The sequence below is a fragment of the Sphingomonas spermidinifaciens genome (genome assembly GCF_002351485.1).
GTDB classification, from domain to species: domain Bacteria; phylum Pseudomonadota; class Alphaproteobacteria; order Sphingomonadales; family Sphingomonadaceae; genus Sphingomonas; species Sphingomonas spermidinifaciens.
Genome location: NZ_NWMW01000001.1, coordinates 40,553 through 65,664, shown reverse-complemented (window position 1 = coordinate 65,664; position 25,112 = coordinate 40,553). Strand labels below are relative to the sequence as shown.

The following is a 25,112-nucleotide window of genomic DNA, read 5'->3' as shown; positions in this document are numbered from 1 at the left end:
ATCAGCCGCGGTCGCGCAACAGGCGCTGCTGTTCGCGCTTCCAGTCGCGCTCCTTGATCGTCTCGCGCTTGTCATGCGCCTTCTTGCCCTTGGCCAGCGCCAGCTCGACCTTTGCCCGCCCGCGTCCGTTGAAATAGATGCTGAGCGGGACAAGGGTCATGCCCTCGCGCGCGACGGCACCGTGGAGCTTGCCTATCTCGCGCGCGTGAAGGAGCAGTTTACGCGGCCGCTTGGGCACGTGATTGTGGCGGTTGCCGTGGCTGAACTCGGGAATGTTGGCGTTGACCAGCCACACCTGCTCGTCGCGTACCTCGGCATAGCTTTCGGCGATCGATCCCTCGCCGAAGCGCAGCGACTTTACCTCGGTCCCGGTGAGCGCGAGCCCCGCCTCGTACACATCCTCGATGAAATACTCGAAGCGAGCGCGCCGATTCTCGGCGACGATCTTCTTCTTGTCGAACGTGGCGGGGCGCGGACGGGGCATGGGAGGGCGGGAGATAGGCGCGGTCGCGGCGAAAGGGAAGCGCCCTGGCTGGGCGGAGCGAGGATACGGCCATCGGGCACCCTCATCTTTGGTCCGTGTCGTCGTCCGGGGCTGGCTGCACCACGTACCTTCGCCTGTCGGCCCACGCTTTCCCAGACGGGCCGCGATCAGGAGACTGGATGATGAACGCTCGCTTTTCGGCCCTGCTGCTGTCGGTCGCGCTCGTCGGGGCGCCGGCGCTGGCGCAGAAGAACCCCATGGTCGGCGGTGCCGCGATGTACGCCAACAAGGACATCGTCGATAACGCCGTCAACTCTAAGGATCACACCACCCTCGTTGCCGCGGTGAAGGCCGCGGGGCTGGTCGACACGCTGAAGGGTTCCGGCCCTTTCACCGTCTTTGCCCCCACCGACGCCGCCTTCGCCAAGCTGCCCGCGGGCACTGTCGATACGCTGGTGAAGCCCGAGAACAAGGCGACGCTGACCGGCATCCTCACCTATCACGTCGTCCCTGGCCGAATCATGGCGAGCGACATTGCCGGGAAGGTCGCCGCGGGCGGCACCGCCACCTATCCCACGGTGCAGGGCGGCACGCTGACCTTCGCCAAGGCAGGGAGCGGCTATACCGTCACCGACGCCAAGGGGAACACCGCGAACATCACCATCGCCGACGTACGCCAGAAGAACGGCGTCATCCACGTCATCGACACGGTGCTGATGCCGTAAGCGCCGGCCTCATGCCGGCCGGGTCGCTTCAGATCAGGCCGGCATGGGCGAGCGCGGCATCAACCGCCGCTTTCGACGCCGCCGACGGCTCGGTCATCGGTAGGCGAAGCTCAGGCGCGAAACCCGGTCGCACCTTCGACAGAGCATATTTGACCGGGCCGGGCGATGCATCGCTGAACAACGCTAGGTGGAGCGGGAAGAGCCGGTCCTGAAGCACGAGCGCCGCTTCATAGTTGCCGCCCGCGCACGCCGCCTGAAACTCGGCGCAGAGCCGCGGCGCGACGTTCGCCGTGACCGACACGCAGCCGCTGCCACCCATCGCCATGAAGCCAAGCGCGGTGTCGTCGTTGCCCGACAGCTGGCAGAACTCTTCTCCGCACGCCGCGCGCTGCATCGAGACCCGCGCAAGCACGCCGGTCGCATCCTTTACGCCCACGAACTTGCCCGGAAAGTCGGCGACGAGCCGCCCCATCGTATCGACGGCGATATCGGTCACCGTGCGCGCGGGAACATTGTAGAGGACGATCGGCAGGCCGCCCTCGCTCGCGAGCTTGGCGAAATGGGCGTAGACCCCGTCCTGATTCGGGCGGTTGTAATAAGGCGGTACCAGCAGCGCCGCCGCAGCGCCCGCCTCGCGAGCGGCGTGCATGTGCTCGAGCGCGACAGAGGTATCGTTCGATCCGCAGCCGGCGATCACCGGCACGCGTCCTGCGGCCTGCTCGATGCAAACGGCGAGCACGTGATTGTGCTCGGCGATCGACATCGTTGCCGCCTCGCCCGTGGTGCCGCAGGGCACGAGCGCGGCGGAGCCCTCCTCGATCTGCCATTCGATCAGCGCGCGAAATTGACCTTCGTCGAAGCGGCCGTCGCGGAAAGGCGTGGCCAGCGCCGGAATCGAACCCGAGAACATGTTGAGGAAACTGCCCGTCAAGAGGATTTTCGGGGGCGACAGATAGGGCGGGCCTGCATATCCTGTCCAGCATGACGGGTCTGTTTTCCAAAGTCATCCTGATCGGCGCCGGCGTATCGGGTGCCGCCCTCACCGCGCAGACGATGGTGCAGCCCCTGCCCCCATCATCGTCGCCGCAGCGCCAGAGCTGGCCGCCGCGCGGGCTCGACCAGGTGGTGCCTGCACAGATACCGCCGCAGACGGTGCAGCCCATGCCGCAGGCGGCCTACGACCCGCTGATCGCGACGATCGATACGTGGAAGCGGCTGCAGCAGTCGGACAACTGGCCGTTTTCCGATTATGCCAACTTCCTGCTGGCCCATCCGGGTTGGCCCGGCGAAGCGGGGCGTCGCACCGCCGCGGAAGCTGTGCTCGACAGCGGGGCGACGGCGCCCGCGCTGGTCGTCCGTTTTTTCGAACGCTTCCCGCCCCTGTCGAACGCCGGACGCGCGCGTTATGCCGAAGCACTTTCGGCAAGCGGGCGGCGGGGCGAAGCGCAGGAGCAGGCGCGGCTCGCCTGGCGCGGTGGCGCGCTTCGCCCTGCCGACGAGGCGCGGCTCATCAGCGGCTTTCCCGGTGCGATCGGCCCCGCGGATCATGACGCGCGGATGGACGCGCTGCTCTGGGCGGGCGCGACGAGCGCGGCGCAGCGTCAGCTGGCGCTGGTTTCGGCGGGGCGGCGCGCGCTGTTCGCCGCGCGCCTCGCCTTTCGCACCCGCGCCGCCGACGCGGCCACCTACGACGCGGCGGTGCAGCCCGCCGATCGCGACGATGCCGGCTATATCGCCGACCGCGCGCAGTGGCTGCGCAACAGCGGATCGAGTCCGGCGGCGCGAGCCTATCTCGCCCAGCCGCGCCGCACGCTGACCCCACCGAGCGATGTCGAGGCGTGGTATGAGGTGCTGCTCGCCAATGCGCGCGGCGCGGCGGCGGATCGGCAACATCAGCTCGCCTATGACATCGCGCGACAGATCGACGATGCCTATCCCACGGGGACCGACGTCTCGACGCGGCCTTATGGCGAGCGCGACGACTATACTTCTCTTGCCTGGCTGGCGGGACAGACCGCGCGGCGGAGCCTCGGCCGCGCCGGCGATGCCGCGGCGATGTACGCGCGCTACGCTGGCGGGTCGAGGACGCCGCAGACGCAATCCAAGGGCTTTTATTGGGCGGGTCGTGCGTCGGAGGCGGCGGGCGATACCGCCGCCGCGCAGGGCTATTATGCACGCGCCGCGGCGTGGCCCGACCTTTACTATGGCCAACTCGCGATCGAGCGGATGGGCCGCCCGATCCCGCGCGTGGGACAAGGGGCCCCCACCAGCAACGATCCGGCCCTGCGCAACGCCTTCTTCCAGCGCGAGGTGGTGCGCGCGGCGCGACTGCTCGGCCAGCTCGGCCGCACCGCCGACCAGTCGCTATTCGTCCGCCAGATCGCGAGCGACGCCAAGAGCGCGCCCGACCACGCTTTCGCGGCCGAGCTGGCCGGGCAAATCAATCGCCCCGACCTGCGTGTCATGATCGGGCGCAGCGCCTCGCTCAACGGCCATGCGGCGCTGATCGGCTCTGGCTATCCGACGTTACCCGCGACGGGGGCGGCCTCGGCCAACTTCACGATGGTCCATGCGATCACGCGGCAGGAAAGCCAGTTCGATCGCAATGCCGTGAGCCGCGCGGGTGCGCGCGGGCTGATGCAGCTGATGCCGGGGACGGCGCGCGAGCAATCGGGCAAGCTCGGCCTCGGCTACAACCTCGCCGGACTGACGGGAGATCCAGGATACAACGTCCAGCTGGGATCCGCCTATTTCCAGCGGATGCTCAACTATTACGGCGGCAGCTATCCGCTCGCCGTCGCCGCGTACAATGCCGGCCCGGGCAATGTGAACAAGTGGCTCGCCGCGAACGGCGATCCGCGGCGCGGCGTTGATATCGTCGAATGGGTCGAGGACATTCCGATCTTCGAGACGCGCAACTACGTGCAGCGCGTGCTCGAGAACGCCGTGGTCTACGACCTCCTCTATCCCGACCGCGCGCGGTCGCGCGGGCCGGCAAACCTGTCCTTCTATCTCGGCAAGTCGCGGCCGGGCTGATCGTGGAGCAACGTCCGAACTACATCACGCCGGCCGGCTATGCAGCGCTGAAGGCCGAGTACGACCATCTCCTCGGCACCGAGCGGCCCGCGATCGTCGAGGTGGTATCCTGGGCGGCGGGCAATGGCGACCGGTCGGAGAATGGCGACTATCTTTACGGTCGCAAGCGGATGCGCGAGATCGACCGGCGGCTGGGCTTCCTCGCGAGGCGGATGAAGGCGGCGAAGGTCGTCGATCCCGCGCGTGCCGAGGATCGCGGCCGAGTGTTCTTCGGCGCGACGGTGACGATCGCCGACGTGGACGACAACCAGCGGACGGTGACGATCGTTGGCGATGACGAGACGGATGCAACGTCGGGTCGGATCGGCTGGCACGCCCCGCTGGCGCGCGCACTCAAGGGCGCGGCGGTCGGCGACCTGCGTACCGTCGACCTTCCCGCGGGGCCGCGCGAGTATGAGGTGCTCGCAATTGCTTATCCGGCGGGCTGACGGAACGCCCGCTCGATCCAAGCGCTTGATTCTCCTTACGAAGGAGAGATCAATGGAACATCCACGCACGACCAGCGCGCGCGACCATGACGACCGCGCGATTATCGACGCGGCTGAGGATGCACCCGGCGGCGCCGGGCGGGCGGGCGGCAACCTCGCCCGTGATATCGCCACCCGTGCCGAGCTCAACGCGATCGACGATCCCGACGGGCGTGAGGCGGTGCAAAAGCGCCACGCGACCCGCCATGGCGAGCGCGTCGAGGTGCCGCGCACCGGCGACGCCTGATCCTGCGACCAAGCCCGCTGCGGCTGCGACGGATCGAACGCCGCGCCTGCTGCGTGTCGGCGGCGCCCTGCTAGGGTCAGTGGCCCAAGGTACGGGCGTAGGAACGAAGATGACGGTAATGACGACGCAGCGGTTGATCGTGTCGGGACGGGTACAGGGGGTGGGTTACCGCGACTATGCGGTGCGCCAGGCGAAGGCGCTGGGCGTGACCGGCTGGGTCCGCAACACCCGAGAGGGGCGAGTCGAAATGCTCGCATCGGGCGAAGAAGAGGCGCTGGAGCGGTTTGTCGAGGCGTGCCGCTCGGGCCCGCCGCTCGCGCGGGTCGATGCGATCGACGCGCGGCCGGATACCGAGGAGCGGAGCGCCAAGGGTTTCACCAAGCGATTCACGGCTTGAGCTGAGATCTTTCGTCACCCCGGACTTGATCCGGGATCCCGCTACTTTCTTCAACTCGGCAAGAGAGAAGAAGAAGCGGGATCCCGCGTTAAGCCCGGGACGACGTGAGAGGTGGGTCGGCTGGACCAAGCCCCACGCCGCTCAACCCTTGTACGTCACCTTCTTCACCGCCTCGATCACCTTCGCCGCATCGACAAGCGCCAGCTTCTCGAGGTTCGCGGCATAGGGTAGCGGCACGTCCTCGTTAGTGACGCGCAGCACCGGCGCGTCGAGGTCGTCAAAACCCTGCTCCATCGCTACCGCGACGATCTCGCTCGCGATCGAACAGGTGGGCCAGCCTTCCTCGACCACCACCATCCGGTTGGTCTTCTTCAGGCTCTTGAGCACCGTCGCGGTGTCGAGCGGGCGCAGCGTGCGCAGGTCGATCACCTCCGCCTCGATCCCCTCGGCCGCCAGCTTCTCGGCGGCTTCGAGCGCGACGCCGACACCGATCGAATAGCTGACCAGCGTCACGTCCTTGCCCGGGCGCATGATCCGCGCCTTGCCGATCGGCAGGACGAAATCGTCGAGCTTCGGCACCTCGAAGCTGCGGCCGTACATCAACTCGTTTTCGAGGAAGACGACGGGGTCCTCGCTCCGGATCGCGGCCTTGAGCAGACCCTTGGCGTCGGCGGCGTCATAGGGTGCGATGACGATCAGACCCGGAACGCTGGCGTACCACGGGCCATAATTCTGGCTGTGCTGCGCAGCGACGCGGCTCGCCGCGCCATTGGGACCGCGGAACACGATCGGGCAGCGCATCTGGCCGCCCGACATGTAGTTGGTCTTGGCGGCGGAATTGATGATGTGGTCGATCGCCTGCATGGCGAAGTTGAACGTCATGAACTCGACGATCGGGCGAAGGCCGCCCATCGCGGCGCCGGTGCCGACGCCGGCAAAGCCGTATTCGGTGATCGGCGTGTCGATGACGCGCTTGTCGCCGAACTCCTCCAGCAGGCCCTGCGTGACCTTGTACGCGCCCTGATATTCGGCGACTTCCTCGCCCATCACGAACACGCGATCGTCGGCGCGCATCTCCTCGGCCATCGCGTCGCGCAGTGCCTCGCGGACGGTCTGCTTGACCATCTCGGTTCCTTCGGGAACCTCAGGCAGCGCCTCACCCTCGTTCGACGCGGCGTCGAACAGCTGGCGCGCGCCGGTCTCGACCTTCTCCTGCGCGGGGTGCGCGGAGTCCTCGACCTTGTCGGCGGGCTTCGCCTCGTCGGCCTTGGCGGCGGGCTCCGGCGTGTCGTCCTTCGTCGCGGCCGGCGCCGAGGCGGCAGAGGCATCTTCGCCTTCTTCGGCAAGGATTGCGATGACGGTGCCGACCTTCACATTGTCCGTGCCCTCGGCGACGGCGATCTGCGCGATCGTGCCCTCGTCGACGGCCTCGAACTCCATCGTCGCCTTGTCGGTCTCGATCTCGGCGAGAATGTCGCCGGATTTCACGGTGTCGCCTTCCTTCACCAGCCACTTGGCCAGCGTGCCCTCTTCCATCGTGGGCGACAGTGCCGGCATCTTCAGTTCGATCGCCATCTCAGTACGTCTCCACCAGCACTTCGGTGTACAGTTCGGGCGCCTCGGGCTCGGGCGCGTTCTCGGCAAAGTCGGCGGCCTCGCCAACCACCTTGCGGATTTCCTGCTCGAGCGGCTTGAGGTCGGCCTCAGTCACGCCCAGCTTCTCGAGCTCGCGCTTCACCGCCTCGATCGGGTCGGACTTGTCGCGGACCGACTGCACCTCGTCGCGGCTGCGATACTTGGCGGGGTCGGACATCGAGTGGCCGCGATAGCGATAGGTCTTCATCTCGAGGATGATGGGCCCCTTGCCCGCGCGCACCCAGGCGAGCGCCTCCTCGGCCGCGCCGCGGCAGGCGAGCACGTCCATGCCATCGACCTGAATGCCCGGGATGCGGAAGCTTTCGCCGCGCTTGTAGAGCTGATCCTCGGACGAGGCGCGGTTGACCGACGTGCCCATCGCATACTGGTTGTTCTCGATCACGAAAATGATCGGCAGCTTCCAGAGCTCAGCCATGTTGAAGGCTTCGTAGACCTGGCCCTGGTTCGCCGCGCCGTCGCCGAAATACGCCATGCAGACGCCGCCGTCGCCGGCATATTTGTGCTTGAAGGCAAGGCCCGCACCCAGCGACACCTGCGCGCCGACGATGCCGTGGCCGCCATAGAAGCGGTGCTCGGTCGAGAACATGTGCATCGACCCGCCCTTGCCCTTGCTGATGCCGGCAGCGCGGCCGGTCAGCTCGGCCATGATGACCTTGGGATCGATGCCGTAGGCCAGCATGTGGCCATGGTCGCGGTAGCCGGTGATGACCGAGTCCTTGCCGACCTCGAGAGCCGACTGCAGCCCGACCGCAACCGCTTCCTGGCCGATATAGAGGTGGCAGAAGCCGCCGATCAGTCCGAGACCATAGAGCTGTCCCGCCTTCTCCTCGAAGCGGCGGATCAGCAGCATCTGCTTGTAGAAGTCGAGCAGCTCCTCCTTGGAAGCTTCGTAACGCTGGGGCTCGGCGGGCCGCTCACGATTGGGGATCTGGGGGTCGCTCTGGGCGGTGCGCGCCGGTGACTTGGCCACGATGATGAAACCTCGTTCCTTAGGGGGAGCCTCAGCTTCGCGGCCTATAAGCGCGAACCTTCGCACCGTGCAACGTCTTGCCGTTCGCCGGGGTCCGGGAATACGTCTGCTTGCGCGTGCCAGCAACGCTTCGTAGGGCGCCGGACATGAACCGCTCCCCCCTCGCCCCCGCCGCCTTTCCCGAGTTGCCCGCGATTTCCGGCGTCGAACTTCGCGTCGCGCGCGCAGGGTACAAGACATGGGAGCGCGCCGACCTGACGCTCGCGATTCTGGACGAAGGGACGGCGGTGGCCAGCGTGACGACGAAGAGTCGCTGCCCCTCGCCCGAGGTCGAATGGTGCCGCCGCGCACTGGTGCTCGGCCGCGCGCGCGCGCTCGTCGTCAATGCGGGCAATGCCAACGCGTTCACCGGCAATCGCGGCCGCGCCGCGGTCGAGGCGATTGCCGCGCGCGTGGCGGGTGCACTCGCCTGCCAGCCGTCGGACGTGTTCGTCGCCTCGACCGGCGTGATCGGCGTGCCGCTGCCGATCGACAAGGCCGAGGCCGGCCTCGACGCTGCCATCGCCGCGCCAATCGCGGGCTGGGAGGACGCCGCGAACGCGATCGCCACGACCGACACCTTCGCCAAGGGCGCGTCGGCGACCGCGGTCGTCGATGGGCGGACGGTGATGATCAGCGGGATCGTCAAGGGATCGGGCATGATTGCGCCCGACATGGCGACGATGCTTGGCTTCGTCTTCACCGATGCCGCGGTGGAGCCGGGCTTCCTCCAAAAGGCGCTGGAGGATGCGAACGATACGACCTTCTCGTGCATCACCGTCGATGGCGACACCTCGACCAGCGACACGGTACTCGTCTTCGCGACGGGTGCCGCGGGCAACCGGCCGCTCGGTCACGCCGAGGACACGGGCGCCGATGCGTTCCGCGCCGCGCTCGCCGATGTCTGCCGCCAGCTGGCGCATCTGGTGGTGCGCGATGGCGAGGGCGCGTCGAAGTTCATCCGCATCGACGTGGACGGCGCCGAGAGCAACCGGAGCGCGCACCGCATCGCGATGAGCATCGCCAACTCGCCGCTCGTCAAGACCGCGATCGCCGGCGAGGACGCCAATTGGGGCCGCGTCGTCATGGCCGTCGGCAAGGCGGGCGAGCCGGCCGAGCGCGACAAATTGTCGATCGCGTTCGGCGGAATCGAGGTCGCGCGCGACGGGCTGGTGGTAGAGGGCTATGACGAGGCGCCCGTCGCCGCGCACCTGATGGGCGACGAGATCGAGATCGCGGTGGACCTGAAGCTGGGCGACGGCCGCGCGACGGTGTGGACCTGCGACCTGACGCACGGCTATATCGCGATCAACGCCGACTACCGGAGCTAGCTGCCAAGCTCCCGTGCAGGCGGGGGCACGATCGGGCTACGCGGCCTGCGCAAACAGGCTGAAGCTCTGCGGCAGGCGCTTGGGGGGCTTGCCGGCCAGCGTCTTCTCGATCGCATCGATCGCGGTGAGCAGGTCTCGCTGCGGATAGGGTTTGGCGAGACAACCGGCGGCGAGCGATCGCGCCTCGCCCGGACAATTGCCCGTCACGAACAGGACGAGCGCGCCGCTGGCGCCAGCCTGCTCGGCGACCGATACGCCGCTGCCGTCGGCCAGCTCCACATCGACCAGCACCAGGTCGATCTCGGTAGTCGTGAGGATCGCGACGGCATCAGCCACGCGGTCGAGCGTGGCGACGACCTCGAACCCCGACTCGCTCAGAAAATACTCGGTGTCGAACGCCACCAGCGGCTCGTCCTCGACGATGAGGATGCGGGTGATCCGCCGCTTCTTGCGTCCGAACATCATGGCCGATGTAATTTCCCTTACGCGACTCGGCCCCGAGGGCCATGGCGTGCAGAACATCCTACTCGCGGCGGACGATCCCGGCGCGAGATTTTTTTGCCGCCGGCGCCTGCTTGCACTATCAGCCGCCACCGTGTCCAAGCCCCCAGAACAGCATCGCATCGCCAAATTGCTCGCCCGTGCCGGAATCGCGTCACGGCGAGAGATCGAGCGGATGATCGAGGATCGCCGCATCGCCATCGACGGCTTGCCCGTCGAGACGCCCGCGACGATCCTTTCCAATCTGCGCGGCGTCACCGTCGATGGACAGCCGGTGGCGGCCCCCGCCCCTGCGCGCCTGTTCCGTTTTCACAAGCCCGCGGGAGTGCTGACCGCGGAGCGCGATTTCAGCGGGCGGCGGACGATCTATGACGTGCTGCCGAGGGACATGCCGCGCGTCGTCCCCGTCGGCCGCCTCGACCTCAATACCGAGGGGCTGTTGCTCCTCACCACCGACGGCGAACTGAAGCGCGCGCTCGAGCTGCCCGCGACAAAGGTCAAGCGCACCTACCGCGCGCGCGCCTTTGGCGAGATCAGCCAGGCGCAGCTCGAGGATCTGATCGAGGGGATCGAGATCGAGGGCGTGCGCTACGGCTCGATCGACGCAAATCTGGAGCGGCGTACCGGCGCGAACGTCTGGGTCGAGATGACGCTCACGGAGGGCAAGAACCGCGAGGTGCGCCGCGTGCTCGAGCATCTGGGGCTGCGCGTCAGCCGCCTCATCCGCACGAGCTACGGCCCGGTTCCGCTGGCCGACATGCCGGTGGGCGCAGTGGACGAGGTGCGCCAGCACGACCTCATCCAGTTCCGCCGCGAATTGAAGCTGCCCGCTGACAAGCGCAGCGACACGCCCCTCGTCACAAGCGCGCGCCCGGTCAAGGCCGAGCGCGACGAGGAGGCGCCCGTCGAGCGCACGCCGCGCCGTCCGAGTGCCGCGCCTGCCGAGCGGGGGCCGCGACGCGCCCCTGGGGCCGCGCGCCCCGCGGCCGTCCGCAAGCGCGAACAACCGGAGAGGCTGGAGACCGACCGCCGTCGCCTGCCCGGGCGCGACGCGCAGCGCGGTCGGCCGAGCCGCGACGACGTGTCCCCGGATGCGGCCACGCCGGTCCGCAACCAGCGCGGCAAGCCCCGGCGCACCAGCGACAGCAAGTTCGGCGCTGAAAAGCCACGCGTAGAGCGGCCGCGCCATCCCGGCGAACGAACGGCGCGCGGCACGGCGACGGATCGCGGGGCCGGGACGCTAAGCCCGCGCGCCGAAGGCGACCGCGCCGCGCGCACCGAGCGCCCGGCCAAGCCGCGCACCGGTTCCTCGCGTTCACCCCGTGACGAAGCTGCACGCCCCCCACGCGGCGAACGGCCCGCCGGGGGCCGCCCGCCGCGCGGGGACGGATCGCCGCGCCGGCCGGGCAGTCGCCCCGGCGGCCCGCGCAAGGGGCCGCGCTGATGCGCATCATCGCCGGCACCGACCGCGGCCGTCCGCTGATCGCGCCCAAGGGCGATGCCACCCGCCCGACCGCTGACCGCGTGCGCGAGGCGCTGTTCTCGATGCTGCTCAGTCGCGTCGGCAGCTTCGAGGGGCTCGCGGTCGCCGACCTGTTCGCCGGTTCGGGCGCGCTGGGTCTGGAGGCGCTGTCGCGAGGCGCCGCCACCTGCGTTTTCGTCGAGCAGGATCGCGCCGCGCTCGACGCGCTGAAGGCGAACGGCGCGAAGCTCGGACGAAAGCTCGACATCCGCGCGCAGTCGGTGCTGGCGCTCGGGCCGGTCGCGCAGCCGCTCGACCTCATTCTGATGGACCCGCCATACGGCACCGGCGCCGGTTCGGTCGCGCTCGACCGGCTGGGCCGCCTCGGCTGGGTCGGGCCGGCCACCTGGGTGAGCATAGAGACGGCGAAGGACGAAACGCCCGAGGTGAAGGGCTTCGCGATCGATACCTCCCGCGTGCATGGCAAGGCGCGGCTGACGCTGCTCCGCGAAGGCTAAGGGCCGTTCAGCTAAGGCTCACGAACCGCAAACTAGCCCGACGCTCCGACAGCGAAGGGAGAGAGAGATGCGCGACAATCGCCGCACCGGTCGTCTGGCTTTGGCCGTCGCCGCCGCTATGTTTGCCGGCCTGCTGACCGCCTGGGCCGAACCCTCGGCACACAATCTCGACACCATCGAGCGCGAGATCGCCTTGATCGTCCGCGACGTGCGCAGCGATGCCGCGCCTCCGCTGACGGTGGTGGATCAGGCGTTGCCCGTCGCGCGCACGATTGTCAGCAAGAGCCAGTAGAGCCCGCCCGACAGCGCCATCGCAACCGGAAGCGTCAGGCACCAGGCGAGCGCCATGTTGCGGATCGTCCGCGCCTGAAGCCCCTGCCCGTTGGCGACCGCGGCGCCGGCAACGCCCGACGACAGGATGTGCGTCGTCGATACGGGCAGGCCGAAACGGTCGGCGGCGAGGATGGTGCAGGCGGCGACCAGTTCGGCCGAGGCGCCCATGCCATAGGTCAGATGCTGCTTGCCGATCTTTTCGCCCACGGTGACGACGATCCGACGCCAGCCGACCATCGTACCGAGGCCGAGCGCCAGCGCGACGGCGATCTTGACCCAGAGCGGAATGAAGCGCGTGCCCTGCTCTAGCTGCTTGGCATAACTGTCGAGCGCACCGATCTCCGCCGCGGAGAAGCGACGCTCGACGGCCTTGTCCTTCAGCGCAAGCTTGGTCGAATCAAGGACGAGGTACATGTCGGCGCGCAGATTGGGCGTTGCCGCTGCAGGGACCTTTGCCAGCGCGCCGTAGCTGCCGACGCGACCGGCGACATCACGCGACAGCGTGGCGATCGAGGCGTAGGCGTCGGGCGTGTCGACGCGCCGCGCCTGCAGCGCACCGGTCAGGATCGTCCGCGCATTTTCGACCGGCAACGGCGCCGGGCCACCCTTCGCTGCGAACACCGCGGCGGCGCGATCGGCCGACTGGACGAAGGCCGGGGTCGCGCTTTCGGGCATCGTCCGGTTGAGCGCATAGGCGGTGGGGGCGCAGCCGATCAGGATGAGCATGATGAGGCCCATACCCTTCTGCCCGTCGTTCGACCCGTGACTGAACGAAACCGCGGTGCAGGTGAAGATCAGCAGCGCACGGATCCCGCGCGGCGGCGCGGCGTCGCGTTTGGGCGCCTCGTAGAGCGCCTTGTTGCGCAGCACGCGGCGCATCGCAAATAGCAGGACGAACGCCGCGACGAAGCCGATCGCCGGGGCGATGGCAAGGCCGGTCAGCACCTTCTGTGCCTGGCTCCAGTCGACGCCCGCCGTCCCCACCTTCGACCCGGCGGCCATCAGCTGGTTGGCGACGCCCACGCCCAGCACCGACCCGATCAGCGTATGGCTCGACGAATTGGGCAGCCCAACATACCAGGTGGCGAGGTTCCACAGCACCGCTGCGAGCAGCAGCGCGAAGATCATCGCATAGCCCGCGCTAGACCCCACGTTGAGGATCAGCTCGACAGGCAGCAGCGTGATGATCGCATAGGCGACCGCGCCCGACGACAGCATCACGCCCAGGAAGTTGAAGAAGCCCGACCAGACCACCGCGAAATGAGCGGGCATCGAGTTGGTATAGATCACCGTCGCGACCGCATTGGCGGTGTCGTGAAAGCCGTTCACGAACTCGAAGCCGAGCGCGATGACCAATGCGAGCGCAAGGAAGGCGAACACGCCGAGCGCCAGCTGCTCGCCGACCTGCTGCGTGTCGATCAGGACACTGGCACAGGCAAAGACGAACCCGCCGATGAGTAGCCCCATGAACAGCATGCGGGCGACGGGATGGTGGCGGCGATCGAGATCGGGGCCTCCGCCGATAGGACTGAGCGGATCGGCGGGCTCTAGAGCGGCGGTGGCCATGGCTCTCGCCCCTGTCGCACGATGATGACCGATTTATGACAGGGCGTCGATCGATCGGCTCGGCGGCCGATCGGATCCAACCCGGATCGAATGCGCCGCCAATGGCGCCAGACCGCTCCGGAACGGAGGTGCCCCGTTCCTCGTCGCGGCAGGATGCTGCATTTTCCAGGCCATGAGCGATGTCGATCAACTGGCCGTTGGCCCCGACGCCTGCGTCACTGCCTCCGAACTCGTGCGGCAGTTCGGCCTGTGGCAGGAGCGCGCGCTTCAGCAGCCGGTGTTCGTGCTGCGGCGCGGGCGGCCCAGCCTGGTTCTGACGTCGCTCGACCTGATGCGCCGCTTATGCCTCCCGCACGAGACCGCGCCCGACGCGACGATGGCGACGCTGCTGATGGATGCCATGCGCGAGAGCGTGATCGTCGTCGATCCGGGCGGGCGGGTGCGCGAGGTCAACCGCGCCGCGCGGGTCGCGTTCGGTGCGGGCGGCGCCGGACAGCCGATCGCGCGCCTTTTCGGCGAGGCGGTGGGCCGCTTTCTCCTCGACCTCGCCGATCGGGCGCGGCGCGTCGGCACGTCCGAACAGGCCGAAATCGCGCTGCGCGAACGGCGCTACCGCATCGTCATCGTGCCGCATGGTGAGGATGCGCTGATGATCGTCGACGACGTCAGCGCCGATGACGAGGGCCAGGCGAGCGCGCATCGTCTTTCGGCGCTGGAGGCGGCGTTCGACGCGCTGGCGGGGACGGCATGGGTGCGCGTCAATTTGCGCGGCTATGTCGATGCGGTCAGCGCGTCGATGACCCCGTTGGTCGGGATCGAACGGACGACGCTGATGGCGGTCCGCTTCGTCACGCTGCTCGACGCCGCCGACCGCCACGCCGTTGCGGAGGCAATCGAGGCGGTGATCGGTGACGGTGCCCCCCGCCATGCCGCCGCACGCCTGCAACGACGGGACGGCGGGGCGGTCGCCGCAGACCTCTCCCTCGCCGCCGAGCGCACGCGGGTGGGCGTCGAGCACGTCACCATCGCGATCCGGGTCGTCCACGATCTCCACAATTGATGAACGTCGGATCAACCAGGTCTTTACGCCTCTCGGTATAGGTCCTCGGGGTACGCCAGCGCACCGCCATGTGGCGGACGTGACCAAGCAGTCGAAAAGGGGCGAAAATGTCGGCGGAGACGATTCGGGCGGATGGGTCGCGCGGCATCGCGGGGGTCATCGCTGCACTGGTCGCCGCGGACGGGACGGCGGCACATCCGCATGCCCGCACGCTGCTGTCGCCGGCGGCGCCGATGCGCGACGTCGCCGATGCGGTACACATCATCTGCATCCTGCACGGCCGCTATCCCGGTGTGCACGATCAAGCACTGGCGCACGGCCAGCCCGAGGCGGTCGTGCCCTGGCTGGAGGATGCAGCAGCCGCCTTCGTCGCCGAGCGCGAGCGGATCGCCGCGTTGGTTTCCGCCGCCGGGCCGCTCCCCAGCACGCCGGGTCAGGCCGAAAGCGAGGCCGCGGTTTCGGGCCAGCGGCATGCGCTCGACACGTTGGTGCGGTCGGACCGGGTGGGCTGCGCAATCGGCGCCGCGGCGGCGCTGGTGTTCGATTGGGCCGTGATCCGCGACGTCCTCGACGGCGCGGCCGGGCGGCTGGGGCTCGACCCTTCGCCCGCCAGTCTGCCCGACCCGGTCGCGACCGTCACCGCTCTCGACAGCGTCGCCAGCGGCCCCGCGGGCGAGCGCGCCGCGCTGTTCGGCGCGCAGCAGCTCCTCGCCCAGCAGCGCGGCTTGTGGGACTTGCTCGAGGCGCGGGCCAGCGCGCGCAACGCCGGCTGACGGCCACGCGGGCGCTTGCCGCCCGCCGCGCGCCGCCATAACCGGTCCTTTGACGATGAAAGGACCGCCATGCGTTTCGAGGGTACCAGCGATTACGTCGCCACCGACGACCTGAAGGTCGCGGTCAACGCCGCGGTGAAGCTGCGTCGCCCGCTCTTGGTCAAGGGCGAGCCGGGCACCGGCAAGACGGTGCTGGCGCACGAGATCGCCCGCGCGGTCGGCGCGCCGCTCATCGAATGGCACATCAAGTCGACGACGAAGGCGCAGCAGGGCCTGTACGAATACGACGCGGTGGCACGCCTGCGCGACGGCCAGCTCGGCGACCCGCGCGTCCACGACATCGGCAATTACATCCGCCGCGGCAAATTGTGGGACGCCTTTACCAGCCCCGCTCTGCCCGTCCTGCTGATCGACGAGATCGACAAGGCCGATATCGAGTTCCCCAACGACCTGCTCCAGGAACTCGATCGCATGAGCTTCGACGTCTACGAGACGGGCGAGCGCGTGACCGCGGCCGAGCGGCCGATCGTCGTAATCACCTCGAACAACGAGAAGGAGCTGCCCGACGCCTTTCTGCGGCGCTGCTTCTTCCACTATATTCGCTTTCCCGACCGCGAGACGATGCAGGCGATCCTCGACGTTCATTTTCCCGGCATTCAGAAGATCCTTGTCAGCCGTGCGCTCGACATCTTCTACGAACTCCGCGAGGTGCCGGGTCTCAAGAAGAAGCCGTCGACCAGCGAACTCATCGACTGGCTGAAGCTTCTGCTGGCGGAGGACATGCCGCTCGAGGTGCTGCAGTCGCGCGACAGCCGGAGCGCCATTCCCCCGCTCGCCGGCGCGCTCATCAAGAACGAGGCCGATGTGATGCTGTTCGAGCGACTGGCCTTCATGACGCGGCGCGGCGGCTAGACGACTGAAAAAAAGCGCTCGCGCGCCGCACTTTCGCGCATCACGCTGTCGCCGCGTTTGGGGGGATGCAGATGATTCGCATAGGAATGATCGCGGCGGCCTTGGTCGCGGTGCCGGCGACGGCGAAAGCGGACTGGGTCCACAAGCCGACGGGACTTCGTGTGCCCGACGCAATCGGCGACGATTTTCGGAAGGGCGAGACGCGCGACGCGAGCGACGGCAAGCAAGCGAACATCTGGGTCCAGTACGGCACCGACGAGGACGCGGCGACACTCTACGTCTATCGCTCGGCCTATCCCGATGCGGGGCTTTGGTTCCACCGGACCGAGGCGGCGATGCGAGGGAATGTCGGCCTGTCCGGCGACCTGCCGCCACCGTGGGAAGTGACCCTGTTCGGTGCCGCTGCGCCCAACGGCCTGCGCCAGGTCTATACGCTCGACGGCAGGACCAAGGGCTTTCGATCGACCGCACTGCTGATCGTCAATCATGGCGAGTGGCTGATCAAGGTGCGTCTGAGCTCCCGGTCGCTCGACGCGCAGGCGCTGGATGGGCGACTCGATCGCTTCGTCGCGGCGATGCGACTGGGTAAGGCCGACGACAACCCGCTGGCGCACATCGCGGAGTGCGAAGGCGCCGCGCCGCCCGCGACGATCAGCACGCCGGTGACCGACACGGCCGAGCAGATGCGCACGCTGGTCGAGGGTGGCGCGCTGGCGCAGATGGCGGCGCGCGGCGCGAGTGGGCCGGCAAAGGACGATAGCGGCTGGTGCCGCGTGCGCGACGACCGGCTAGCGCCCATCGCCACCGTCTTTCGCGAGCGCGACGGGGCCAACTGGGTGATGCTGATCGGCGACTCGGGTATCGCCGCGGCGACGCGCCCGACCCTGATCGACACCAAGCCCAAACTCAGCGGCCTGTTTCTCCAGACCCATGATCAGACCGCGCTGATCGAAGCCTATGACCGCCCGCCCGCACCCGAGGCTGCAATCAGCGGCGCCCTCGGCCCCGTGCTGTCGGGCCAGCGCAAGCCGATCGCTTCGATCAGCATGGACGACAAGAAGCGGTAGGCGGGTCTCAGAAGTTACCGTTGTTAACCAGAGCGCGAAACCGAATGGCGAGGTCGCTTGCATAAACTGCATGCCGTCCAGGACATCGGGGGGCGGTGAGCGATGCGTATTCTCGCGTTCTTGGTCTGCGTGCTGGCGGCGATGTTTGCCGCGGTGCAGGCGAAGGCAAACATCATCGAGCAGTATAATGGCCAATGCGTGCCCTTTGCCCGCGCGGTATCGGGCATCCAGATCTGGGGCGACGCCTGGACCTGGTGGGATCAGGCCAAGGGCAAGTACCAGCGCGGCCGCCGCCCGCGCGTGGGCGCGGTGCTCGTCTTCGCGCAGAGCAGCCAGCTTCGCCTCGGCCACGTCGCCGTCGTCAGCCGCATCGTCGAGGACCGCGTGGTCATGCTGACCCATGCCAACTGGTCGCGCTTCGCCGGCGAGCGCGGGCGCGCCGAGCAGGACGTGACGCTGTTCGACGTTTCTGACCGCGGCGACTGGAGCCGGGTGCGCGTCTGGTACCGCGACAACAAGGGGCTGGGCGGCAGCACCTATCCCACCTACGGCTTCATCTACCCCGCAGGCGGCGAGGCGCCGGCGGCGCGTGCGCTTCCCGAACTGACCGGGGCCTCGCCCGATTACGTCGGCTCCCTGATCGACGCCTACGCGCGCTGAGGTTTGGAAGAGAGACAGAAGCGGGACCCGGATCGCTCTTCGATCCGCGAAAAGCTAACGCGCATTTAACCGCGCCGGGGTACAGCGGCGAAGATGCCGTTTCCCCGCTCGACCCTGATCGCGATCGTCGCGGCGACGGCTGGCGCGTTGGCGGTGCGTATGGCGGCAGCGCGCGGCGGGCTGTGGCTCGACGAGGCGTGGTCGGCGGTGTTCGCGCGTGACGCGGCCACCGCCATCAGCGCGCTGAGGATCGGCCATGACAACAACCACGTCCTCAACACCTGGTGGCTGCAGCTCGTCGGCTGGCCGGCGTCGCCGATCGCCATGCGAGGTCTCTCGATCCTGAGCGGTACCGCCGCGGTGCCGCTCGCAGCGCTGATCGCCGGGCGCAAGGGACCACTCGCGGCCGCGTTGGCGGCGTGGCTGTTCGCGCTGTCGCCCGCGCTCGTTACCTATGGGTCGGAAGCGCGCGGCTATGCCCCGATGCTGCTCGCGCTGCTTGCCGCGATCCTGATGATCGGGCAGAGCCTCGACGCGCCGGACAAGCCGCCTCCGGTTGTCGGGATTGCCATCGCATTGGCGCTCGGCACGCTGGCCCAGCTGACGATGCTCTTCGCGCTGCCCGCGCTCATCGGCTGGGTGCTGTGGGCGGGCCGATCGCGGCAACCGCTACGGACGACCGCGCGCCTGCTGGGCCCCGGCCTGATCGCCGCCAGCCTCTCCGCGACTGCGGTACTCGCGGGCGGCATGACGATCGGCAGCTATCAACCCTTCACGATCGCCGCCTGGGCCGATGGGCTCGGCGAGCTCGCGCGCTACACGCTGGCGATCGGGTGGCCGCCCAAGGGCTGGCTCCTGGCGCTGACCGCGGCCGGCAGCTTCGCGCTGGTCGTCGCGCGGGCCGAGGATCACCGTGCCGCGCTGACCGCGCTGGCGGTGCTGGCTTTCCCGGTCGCCGTCGCGGCGCTGGGCATCGGCAATAGCGGCCTCCCGCGCTACTACCTCATCGCCGCCGCGGTGCTGCTGCTTGCGATCGCCGAGGCGCCGCGAACCGTCGCGCTGCCACTGTCGATCGTCATCCTCGGCGGCAGCGTCATCGGCGACCTCGACCTCGTACGCAATCTGCGGGCCGATCCGCGTGAAGCGGTGACCGCGATGGCGAACGCACGGCCGCAGGGCGCGACCTATGCCGTCGAGGCGAGCCGCGACGCCGCCGTGATCGAAGTAGCGGCAGCGCAGGCTCGCTACCCGATCCGCTTGGTCGAGGCCCCCTGCCCCGCCGCCGATTTTCTGTTCGTGGCGCGCGACGGCGACGCGCCCTTTCCCGACAGCCCTGCGCGCTGCGGCATCGTCTATGCGCCATTCGCAGGGGCGCGGACCACCGGCCTGTCGGGCAATCACTGGCAGCTCTACTTGCGCGCGCGCTGAAGCGCCGCCACACCGGCCCCATGTTCATCGGTTTCGTCGAGGCGCTGCGCGCCGCGGGGGTGCCCGCCAGCCTCAAGGAGCAACTGCTGCTGCTCGAGGCACTCGAGGCCGAAGTGATCGACCGCAGCCCCGAGCAATTCTACTATCTCGCCCGCGCGATCTTCGTGAAGGATGAGGCGCTGATCGACCGGTTCGACCGCGTTTTCGCGCACGTCTTTCGTGGCCTCACTGCCCCCGTCGACGACCAAGCGACAATTCCAGAGGAATGGCTGCGCGCCGTCGCCGAGAAATATCTGACCCCGGAGGAGATGGCGAAGATCGAGTCGCTGGGCTCCTGGGACGAGATCATGGCGACGCTCAAGCAGCGGCTGGAGGAGCAGGAAGGCCGACATCAGGGCGGCAACAAGTGGATCGGCACCAGCGGCACCAGCCCCTACGGCAACTCAGGCTACAATCCCGAGGGCGTGAGGATAGGCGGCGAGAGCCGGCACAAGCGTGCGATCAAGGTTTGGGAGCAGCGCGAGTTCGCCAATCTCGACAACACGCGCGAGCTCGGCACCCGCAACATCAAGGTGGCGCTCCGGCGCCTCCGCCGCTTCGCACGCGAGGGCGCCGCCGACGAGCTCGACCTCGACGCGACGATCGCCGGCACCGCGCGGCAGGGCTGGCTTGACGTTCGCATGCGGCCCGAGCGGCACAATGCGGTCAAGCTCCTGCTCTTCCTCGACGTCGGTGGGTCGATGGACCCCTTCGTCCGGCTGGTCGAGGAGCTGTTCTCGGCCGCCACCGCCGAGTTCCGGCACCTCGAGTTCTTCTACTTTCACAATTGCGTCTATGAGGGCGTGTGGAAGGACAACCGCCGCCGCTACGCCGAGCGGACGCCGATGCGCGAGATCCTGCACCGCTTCGGCCCCGACTATCGCCTGATCTTCGTCGGCGACGCTTCGATGAGCCCCTATGAGCTGTCCCAGCCGGGCGGTTCGGTCGAGCATTTCAACGAGGAAGCCGGGCTCGTCTGGCTGAAGCGGATGACCGACACCTGGAGCGCGGCGGCCTGGTTCAATCCGGTACCCGAGGCCTATTGGGGTCACACCGCGTCGATCGCCCTCGTCCGCCGCGCCATGGAGGACCGCATGTACCCGCTGACGATCGCCGGGCTGGACGCGGCGATGCGGAGCCTCGCTGCCAAGCGTTGACAGCCGGCCCGCGGCCCTCCAATAGCCCGGGCCTCACCACGCCGAGGCCCGATGGCGGAGTGGTTACGCAGAGGACTGCAAATCCTTGCACGCCGGTTCGATTCCGGCTCGGGCCTCCATTATCGGCGGTGAAGCGTTCCTGATCTGCGATATGTTGCGCACGGGCCACGCCGATTGCTTTTCAAGCAGGACGCGGCTCGGCGGGAACAAAGCACGATTCATCCGTGTTACGGTCTGAAGACCAACCACGGGAAGTCGGGAAATGCAGCTCGGTAACCTACCTGTCAGCCCCGCGGATGCGGGCTATCGCATCGCCTATCACCTCAATGAGGCGAACCATTGCCCCGGCTGCGGCCGCTCGCACTGGCTGGTTGGGCGTCTGACCGCCGAATGCGCCTATTGCGCGACGGCGCTGCCGATCCGCACGGGCCAGATGTCGGGCACCGGCCTGTTCCGCACTCGCGTTCCGTTCGTGCCGCTGGCCGCCTGATTGACGCTTCGCCGCCGGCGGGGCACCACCGGCGGCATGGATCGGTACGACGCGCTCGTCATCGGCGCGGGGCATAACGGGCTCGCCTGCGCCTTCTACCTCGCGCGCGCCGGGCTTCGCGTGAAGATGTTCGAGGCGCGGGACGTGGTCGGCGGCGCGGCCGTCACCGAAAGCTTCCACCCCGGCTTTCGCAACTCGACCGCCAGCTACACCGTCAGCCTGCTGCAACCGCGCGTGATCGCCGATATGCGGCTCCATGAGCGCGGGCTTCGCATCGTCGAGCGGCCACTGTCCAACTTCCTCCCGCTACCCGACGGGCGAAGCCTCAGCCTGGGCGGCGGGTTAGCCGCGACACAGGCCGAGCTCGCAACATTCTCGGTCCACGATGCCAAGCGGCTGCCCGACTATTACGCCGCGGTGGAGCGCGTGGCGGACCTTCTCCGCGACCTGGCCCTCCGTCCCCCAACGGGCGGCAGCTCGATCGGCGAGGCGCTGTCGCTGGCGATGCGCGCGCGGCGGATGGACGCCGCGACGCAGCGCGACGCCCTCGCACTGTTTACCAGAAGCGCGCGCGAGTTCCTGTCGGGCTGGTTCGAGAGCGATCCGGTGCAGGCGGTGTTCGGCTTCGACGCGGTCGTCGGCAATCATGCCGGTCCGGACACGCCGGGCAGCGCCTATGTCCTCCTCCACCACGTCTTCGGCGAGGTGAACGGCAATCGCGGCGCCTGGGGCCATGCGATCGGCGGCATGGGCGCGATCACGCAGGCGATGGCATCGGCGTGCCGCAATGCGGGCGTCGAGATCGAAGTCGGGGCGCCGGTCGCCCGCGTGCTGACCGAGAATGGCCGCGCGGCAGGCCTTCGCCTCGCCGATGGTCGCGAGGTCGCCGCGCCGCGCATCGTCGCCAATCTGGGACCGAAGCCGCTGTTCGAGCGGCTGGTCGATCCCGGCGATCTCGATTCCGATTTCCGCGCGCGCATCGCAAGCTACGCGGTCGGCTCGGGCAGCTTCCGCATGAACCTGGCGCTCAGCGAGCTGCCGCGCTTCACCGCCAAGCCCGAAGCCGGCGCGCATCTGTCGGCGGGCATCATCATGGCCCCCAGCCTCGATTATATGGATCGCGCCTTCGCCGATTCAAAGGCGCTGGGCTGGTCGCGCGAGCCGATCGTCGAAATGCTGATCCCTTCAACGCTCGACGAAACGCTCGCGCCGCCGGGGCAGCATGTGGCGAGCCTGTTCTGCCAGCAGTTCAACCCGGTGCTGCCCAACGACCGAAGCTGGGACGACGCGCGTGAGGCCGCGGCAGACACCATCGTCGATACGATCGAGCGCTATGCCCCCGGTTTTCGCGCCAGTATCCTTGCGCGGCAGATCCACTCACCGCTCGATCTCGAGCGCAAGTTCGGGCTGACAGGCGGCGACATCTTCCACGGGCGCATGTCGCTCGACCAGTTATGGGCTGCGCGGCCGGTGTTGGGGCATGGGCGTTACCGGATGCCGATCGCGGGCCTCTATCTTTGCGGGGCGGGCGCGCATCCGGGGGGCGGCGTGACCAGCGCGCCGGGGCATAATGCGGCGAAGGCGATCCTCGCCGACCGGGGCTTGGCGGGGCGGCTCGGCCTCCGCTAAGCGAGCGCGATGAACGCACCCCTCCGGCTCTACAATTCGCTTACCCGCTCGATTGAGGATTTCCGCCCGATCGACCCGGCGGAGGTGCGCATCTACACCTGCGGGCCGACCGTCTATAACTATCAGCATATCGGCAACATGCGCGCCTTCCTCTTCGCCGACACGCTGGGGCGGGTGATGCGATGGAAGGGCTATGGCCTCCGCCACATCATCAACATCACCGATGTCGGCCATCTGACGAGCGACGCCGATGCCGGCGACGACAAGATGGAAAAGGCGGCTCGGGCGCAGCAAAAGTCGATCTGGGATGTGGCGGCACACTACACGGCGGCTTTCAAGCATGACGTCGAGCGACTGAACATCACACCCCCCGCAAAGTGGACCGTGGCGACCGATTACGTCCCGCAGATGATCGCCTTTGCCGAGACGATCGCGGACAAGCACTGCTACCGCCTCGACAGCGGGCTATATTTCGATGTGTCGACGGTGCCCGATTACGGCCGCCTCGCGCGCGCGGCGACCGATGCCGGCGAGAGCCGGATCGACCCGATCGACGGCAAGCGCAATCCACAGGATTTTGCGATCTGGCGGTCCTCGCCGCCGGGCGAGCAGCGGCAGATGGAATGGGATTCACCCTGGGGCCGGGGGGCGCCGGGCTGGCACCTCGAATGCTCGGTGATGAGCCTTGCCGAGCTCGGCCACCCGTTCGACGTCCACACCGGCGGCATCGACCACCGCGAGATCCACCATCCGAACGAGATCGCGCAGAACCAGGCCCGCTGCGCATGCACCGACGCCGAGCCGGGGTTCACCGGCGCGAAGCTATGGATGCACAACAACTTCCTGGTGGATCGCGGCGGAAAGATGTCGAAGTCGGCGGGCGAGTTCCTGCGCCTCCAGACATTGGTCGATCGCGGCATCCACCCGCTGTCCTATCGGCTAATGTGCCTGTCGGCCCATTACCGAAGCGAGCTCGAGTTCACCTGGGAGAGCGTCATCGCCGCGCAGACGCGGCTGAAGCGGCTGGTGCAGGCGGTGGAGAAGCTGCGCGCCGCGCCCGACAAGCCCTCGCGCGGGACGGCCGATCGCTACAGCGAGGCGTTCGACGCGGCGATCAGCGACGACCTCAACACGCCGCGCGCGCTGCCGGTGCTCGACGAGCTGCTCGCCGACAAGGCGCTGTCGCCGGCGGATCGGCTGACCATGGCGGCGGCCTTCGACCGGGTGCTGGGGCTAGAACTGGCGGCCATCACCCGTGCCGACCTGCGCCTCCGCCCCGCCGACGCCGGGATCGACGAGGCTGCGATCGAGGCGAAGCTCGCCGAACGGCGCGAGGCGCGCGCGGCAAAGGATTTCGCACGGTCCGACGCCCTTCGCGACGAACTGGCCGCGGCAGGCGTCGAGGTCATGGACGGCGATCCGCTAGGCTGGGACTGGCGCCTTTAACCCACCGTCATCCCGGACCTGACCCCGGGGTGACGAAGGTTGGGCTTCCGATCAACTCTCCGCGTACTTCACCGAGCAGCCATAGGGCCGGCTCTCCGCCACCGACACCGGCTTGCCGGCCTTCAACTCGGCGAGCGCGGCGGTCACATGGTTGCGCGCACCTGTAACGTCGGCGGGGTTGGCGGTGGCCTTGTCGTCGATGCCGCCCTGATAGACGAGGCGGCCCGCGGGATCGACGATGTAGAGGTGCGGCGTCGTCTTCGCGCCATAGCCCTTGCCGACCACGCCCTTTGGATCAAGGAGGTAGCGCGTCGCCTTCGACCCGTCCCTGGCATACTGCCCCTTGGCCTCGGCGAGCGACAAATGGCCCTGCTTGCCCGGCGCACCCGAGTTGATCGTCAGCCATACCGCGCCGCCCGCGACAGCCGCCGCCTGCGTGCGCTGCATGTTGCCGCTGTCATAGTGTTTGCGCACGAAGGGGCAGCCGGGATTGTGCCACTCGAGCACGACTGTCTTGCCCTTGTAATCCGACAGCGCGACATTGCGCCCGTCCATGTCGGTCAGGCGGAAATTGCCCGCGGGCTGACCCACAATCTGCTCGGCGACCGCGGGCATCGCCAGCAGCGCCGTCGCCAGTCCCAGCATCACCGTCTTCATCG

General features: G+C 68.3%; 26 protein-coding genes and 1 tRNA gene. 20 read left to right on the top strand and 7 right to left on the bottom strand.

Features of this window, described 5'->3' with window-relative positions; genetic code table 11:
• Position 1 precedes the first annotated feature (1 nt).
• Positions 2-484, bottom strand: a complete 483-nt coding sequence (gene smpB / locus COC42_RS00335; RefSeq protein ID WP_096341331.1) for an SsrA-binding protein SmpB — start codon at positions 482-484, stop codon at positions 2-4.
• Positions 485-666: 182 nt separating this feature from the next.
• Between smpB and COC42_RS00330 the strand changes: the two genes are divergently transcribed.
• A complete protein-coding gene (locus tag COC42_RS00330) occupies positions 667-1,209 on the top strand; it encodes a fasciclin domain-containing protein (protein ID WP_096342977.1) in 543 nt (180 codons plus the stop codon).
• Between the two features lie 28 nt (positions 1,210-1,237).
• On the opposite strand, the gene dapA is transcribed toward COC42_RS00330, so the two are convergent.
• Positions 1,238-2,119, bottom strand: coding sequence for a 4-hydroxy-tetrahydrodipicolinate synthase (gene dapA, locus COC42_RS00325; protein WP_096342976.1), 882 nt, complete (start codon positions 2,117-2,119; stop codon positions 1,238-1,240).
• A 71-nt stretch (positions 2,120-2,190) separates the two neighbouring features.
• Between dapA and COC42_RS00320 the strand changes: the two genes are divergently transcribed.
• The 4 genes from COC42_RS00320 to COC42_RS00305 all read left to right on the top strand — a co-directional run bounded on the left by COC42_RS00320 (position 2,191) and on the right by COC42_RS00305 (position 5,416).
• On the top strand, positions 2,191-4,245 hold the full coding sequence (locus COC42_RS00320; protein WP_245843743.1) for a lytic transglycosylase domain-containing protein: 2,055 nt from the start codon (positions 2,191-2,193) through the stop codon (positions 4,243-4,245).
• Between the two features lie 2 nt (positions 4,246-4,247).
• Positions 4,248-4,733 (top strand): transcription elongation factor GreB, encoded by a 486-nt coding sequence (gene greB / locus COC42_RS00315; protein WP_096341330.1) that lies wholly within the window; start codon positions 4,248-4,250, stop codon positions 4,731-4,733.
• Between the two features lie 52 nt (positions 4,734-4,785).
• The gene (locus COC42_RS00310; protein ID WP_096341329.1) at positions 4,786-5,019 is read left to right on the top strand and encodes a hypothetical protein; all 234 of its coding nucleotides are present in this window, start codon (positions 4,786-4,788) and stop codon (positions 5,017-5,019) included.
• A 109-nt stretch (positions 5,020-5,128) separates the two neighbouring features.
• On the top strand, positions 5,129-5,416 hold the full coding sequence (locus tag COC42_RS00305) for an acylphosphatase (protein ID WP_342747270.1): 288 nt from the start codon (positions 5,129-5,131) through the stop codon (positions 5,414-5,416).
• Positions 5,417-5,557: 141 nt separating this feature from the next.
• Here COC42_RS00305 and COC42_RS00300 read toward each other — a convergent pair whose 3' ends face one another.
• Positions 5,558-6,991: a pyruvate dehydrogenase complex E1 component subunit beta gene (locus COC42_RS00300; protein ID WP_096341327.1), complete on the bottom strand. Its 1,434-nt coding sequence runs from the start codon at positions 6,989-6,991 to the stop codon at positions 5,558-5,560.
• A 1-nt stretch (position 6,992) separates the two neighbouring features.
• Positions 6,993-8,042, bottom strand: coding sequence for a pyruvate dehydrogenase (acetyl-transferring) E1 component subunit alpha (pdhA, locus tag COC42_RS00295; RefSeq protein ID WP_096341326.1), 1,050 nt, complete (start codon positions 8,040-8,042; stop codon positions 6,993-6,995).
• A 146-nt stretch (positions 8,043-8,188) separates the two neighbouring features.
• Here pdhA and argJ point away from each other — a divergent pair, with 146 nt between their 5' ends.
• Entirely contained in the window at positions 8,189-9,412 is a 1,224-nt protein-coding gene (argJ, locus tag COC42_RS00290; RefSeq protein WP_096341325.1) for a bifunctional glutamate N-acetyltransferase/amino-acid acetyltransferase ArgJ, read from the top strand.
• 36 nt (positions 9,413-9,448) lie between these two features.
• Here the strand turns inward: argJ and COC42_RS00285 are convergent, their stop codons facing one another.
• Positions 9,449-9,877 (bottom strand): response regulator, encoded by a 429-nt coding sequence (locus COC42_RS00285; RefSeq protein ID WP_096341324.1) that lies wholly within the window; start codon positions 9,875-9,877, stop codon positions 9,449-9,451.
• Between the two features lie 130 nt (positions 9,878-10,007).
• On the opposite strand from COC42_RS00285, the gene COC42_RS00280 reads away from it, so the two are divergent.
• The 3 genes from COC42_RS00280 (at position 10,008) to COC42_RS17320 (ending at position 12,185) form a co-directional block, all read left to right on the top strand.
• Positions 10,008-11,357 carry a pseudouridine synthase gene (locus COC42_RS00280; protein WP_281253060.1) on the top strand — a complete coding sequence of 450 codons (1,350 nt, stop codon included), beginning with the start codon at positions 10,008-10,010 and terminating at the stop codon, positions 11,355-11,357.
• Complete coding sequence (gene rsmD, locus COC42_RS00275; protein ID WP_096341322.1) at positions 11,357-11,893, top strand: 16S rRNA (guanine(966)-N(2))-methyltransferase RsmD; 537 nt, start codon at positions 11,357-11,359, stop codon at positions 11,891-11,893. The genes COC42_RS00280 and rsmD overlap by 1 nt, the downstream gene beginning before the upstream one ends.
• Positions 11,894-11,960: 67 nt before the next feature.
• Entirely contained in the window at positions 11,961-12,185 is a 225-nt protein-coding gene (locus COC42_RS17320) for a hypothetical protein (RefSeq protein ID WP_141395749.1), read from the top strand.
• Here COC42_RS17320 and COC42_RS00270 read toward each other — a convergent pair.
• Entirely contained in the window at positions 12,140-13,792 is a 1,653-nt protein-coding gene (locus tag COC42_RS00270; RefSeq protein WP_096341321.1) for an inorganic phosphate transporter, read from the bottom strand. The two genes, COC42_RS17320 and COC42_RS00270, sit on opposite strands and share 46 nt — an antisense overlap.
• A gap of 172 nt (positions 13,793-13,964) precedes the next feature.
• Here COC42_RS00270 and COC42_RS00265 point away from each other — a divergent pair, with 172 nt between their 5' ends.
• The 11 genes from COC42_RS00265 (at position 13,965) to cysS (ending at position 24,453) form a co-directional block, all read left to right on the top strand.
• Positions 13,965-14,852 carry a PAS domain-containing protein gene (locus COC42_RS00265; protein WP_096341320.1) on the top strand — a complete coding sequence of 296 codons (888 nt, stop codon included), beginning with the start codon at positions 13,965-13,967 and terminating at the stop codon, positions 14,850-14,852.
• 107 nt (positions 14,853-14,959) lie between these two features.
• Positions 14,960-15,625 (top strand): DUF6975 family protein, encoded by a 666-nt coding sequence (locus COC42_RS00260; protein WP_096341319.1) that lies wholly within the window; start codon positions 14,960-14,962, stop codon positions 15,623-15,625.
• 69 nt (positions 15,626-15,694) lie between these two features.
• Positions 15,695-16,537, top strand: coding sequence for an AAA family ATPase (locus COC42_RS00255; RefSeq protein WP_096341318.1), 843 nt, complete (start codon positions 15,695-15,697; stop codon positions 16,535-16,537).
• Between the two features lie 71 nt (positions 16,538-16,608).
• Entirely contained in the window at positions 16,609-17,604 is a 996-nt protein-coding gene (locus COC42_RS00250) for a hypothetical protein (protein WP_141395748.1), read from the top strand.
• A 102-nt stretch (positions 17,605-17,706) separates the two neighbouring features.
• A complete protein-coding gene (locus tag COC42_RS00245; RefSeq protein WP_096341316.1) occupies positions 17,707-18,264 on the top strand; it encodes a CHAP domain-containing protein in 558 nt (185 codons plus the stop codon).
• A gap of 93 nt (positions 18,265-18,357) precedes the next feature.
• Positions 18,358-19,692, top strand: coding sequence for a glycosyltransferase family 39 protein (locus tag COC42_RS00240; RefSeq protein ID WP_096341315.1), 1,335 nt, complete (start codon positions 18,358-18,360; stop codon positions 19,690-19,692).
• A gap of 20 nt (positions 19,693-19,712) precedes the next feature.
• On the top strand, positions 19,713-20,888 hold the full coding sequence (locus tag COC42_RS00235; RefSeq protein ID WP_096341314.1) for a vWA domain-containing protein: 1,176 nt from the start codon (positions 19,713-19,715) through the stop codon (positions 20,886-20,888).
• 45 nt (positions 20,889-20,933) lie between these two features.
• Positions 20,934-21,007, top strand: a tRNA-Cys gene (locus tag COC42_RS00230).
• 143 nt (positions 21,008-21,150) lie between these two features.
• Complete coding sequence (locus COC42_RS00225; protein WP_096341313.1) at positions 21,151-21,378, top strand: hypothetical protein; 228 nt, start codon at positions 21,151-21,153, stop codon at positions 21,376-21,378.
• Positions 21,379-21,414: 36 nt separating this feature from the next.
• The gene (locus COC42_RS00220) at positions 21,415-23,007 is read left to right on the top strand and encodes a phytoene desaturase family protein (protein WP_096341312.1); all 1,593 of its coding nucleotides are present in this window, start codon (positions 21,415-21,417) and stop codon (positions 23,005-23,007) included.
• Between the two features lie 9 nt (positions 23,008-23,016).
• The gene (cysS, locus tag COC42_RS00215) at positions 23,017-24,453 is read left to right on the top strand and encodes a cysteine--tRNA ligase (protein WP_096341311.1); all 1,437 of its coding nucleotides are present in this window, start codon (positions 23,017-23,019) and stop codon (positions 24,451-24,453) included.
• Positions 24,454-24,504: 51 nt separating this feature from the next.
• Here cysS and COC42_RS00210 read toward each other — a convergent pair whose 3' ends face one another.
• Positions 24,505-25,110 carry a redoxin domain-containing protein gene (locus COC42_RS00210; protein WP_096341310.1) on the bottom strand — a complete coding sequence of 202 codons (606 nt, stop codon included), beginning with the start codon at positions 25,108-25,110 and terminating at the stop codon, positions 24,505-24,507.
• Positions 25,111-25,112: the final 2 nt, after the last annotated feature.

Excerpts from the sequence above, each read along its gene's own strand:
- smpB (WP_096341331.1), bottom strand. The coding sequence starts at position 484 with ATGCCCCGTCCGCGCCCCGCCACGTTCGACAAGAAGAAGATCGTCGCC.
- COC42_RS00330 (WP_096342977.1), top strand. The coding sequence starts at position 667 with ATGAACGCTCGCTTTTCGGCCCTGCTGCTGTCGGTCGCGCTCGTCGGG.
- dapA (WP_096342976.1), bottom strand. The coding sequence starts at position 2,119 with ATGTTCTCGGGTTCGATTCCGGCGCTGGCCACGCCTTTCCGCGACGGC.
- COC42_RS00320 (WP_245843743.1), top strand. The coding sequence starts at position 2,191 with ATGACGGGTCTGTTTTCCAAAGTCATCCTGATCGGCGCCGGCGTATCG.
- COC42_RS00310 (WP_096341329.1), top strand. The coding sequence starts at position 4,786 with ATGGAACATCCACGCACGACCAGCGCGCGCGACCATGACGACCGCGCG.
- COC42_RS00305 (WP_342747270.1), top strand. The coding sequence starts at position 5,129 with ATGACGGTAATGACGACGCAGCGGTTGATCGTGTCGGGACGGGTACAG.
- COC42_RS00300 (WP_096341327.1), bottom strand. The coding sequence starts at position 6,991 with ATGGCGATCGAACTGAAGATGCCGGCACTGTCGCCCACGATGGAAGAG.
- argJ (WP_096341325.1), top strand. The coding sequence starts at position 8,189 with ATGAACCGCTCCCCCCTCGCCCCCGCCGCCTTTCCCGAGTTGCCCGCG.
- COC42_RS00285 (WP_096341324.1), bottom strand. The coding sequence starts at position 9,877 with ATGATGTTCGGACGCAAGAAGCGGCGGATCACCCGCATCCTCATCGTC.
- rsmD (WP_096341322.1), top strand. The coding sequence starts at position 11,357 with ATGCGCATCATCGCCGGCACCGACCGCGGCCGTCCGCTGATCGCGCCC.
- COC42_RS17320 (WP_141395749.1), top strand. The coding sequence starts at position 11,961 with ATGCGCGACAATCGCCGCACCGGTCGTCTGGCTTTGGCCGTCGCCGCC.
- COC42_RS00270 (WP_096341321.1), bottom strand. The coding sequence starts at position 13,792 with ATGGCCACCGCCGCTCTAGAGCCCGCCGATCCGCTCAGTCCTATCGGC.
- COC42_RS00265 (WP_096341320.1), top strand. The coding sequence starts at position 13,965 with ATGAGCGATGTCGATCAACTGGCCGTTGGCCCCGACGCCTGCGTCACT.
- COC42_RS00260 (WP_096341319.1), top strand. The coding sequence starts at position 14,960 with ATGTCGGCGGAGACGATTCGGGCGGATGGGTCGCGCGGCATCGCGGGG.
- COC42_RS00255 (WP_096341318.1), top strand. The coding sequence starts at position 15,695 with ATGCGTTTCGAGGGTACCAGCGATTACGTCGCCACCGACGACCTGAAG.
- COC42_RS00250 (WP_141395748.1), top strand. The coding sequence starts at position 16,609 with ATGATTCGCATAGGAATGATCGCGGCGGCCTTGGTCGCGGTGCCGGCG.
- COC42_RS00245 (WP_096341316.1), top strand. The coding sequence starts at position 17,707 with ATGCGTATTCTCGCGTTCTTGGTCTGCGTGCTGGCGGCGATGTTTGCC.
- COC42_RS00240 (WP_096341315.1), top strand. The coding sequence starts at position 18,358 with ATGCCGTTTCCCCGCTCGACCCTGATCGCGATCGTCGCGGCGACGGCT.
- COC42_RS00235 (WP_096341314.1), top strand. The coding sequence starts at position 19,713 with ATGTTCATCGGTTTCGTCGAGGCGCTGCGCGCCGCGGGGGTGCCCGCC.
- COC42_RS00225 (WP_096341313.1), top strand. The coding sequence starts at position 21,151 with ATGCAGCTCGGTAACCTACCTGTCAGCCCCGCGGATGCGGGCTATCGC.
- COC42_RS00220 (WP_096341312.1), top strand. The coding sequence starts at position 21,415 with ATGGATCGGTACGACGCGCTCGTCATCGGCGCGGGGCATAACGGGCTC.
- cysS (WP_096341311.1), top strand. The coding sequence starts at position 23,017 with ATGAACGCACCCCTCCGGCTCTACAATTCGCTTACCCGCTCGATTGAG.
- COC42_RS00210 (WP_096341310.1), bottom strand. The coding sequence starts at position 25,110 with ATGAAGACGGTGATGCTGGGACTGGCGACGGCGCTGCTGGCGATGCCC.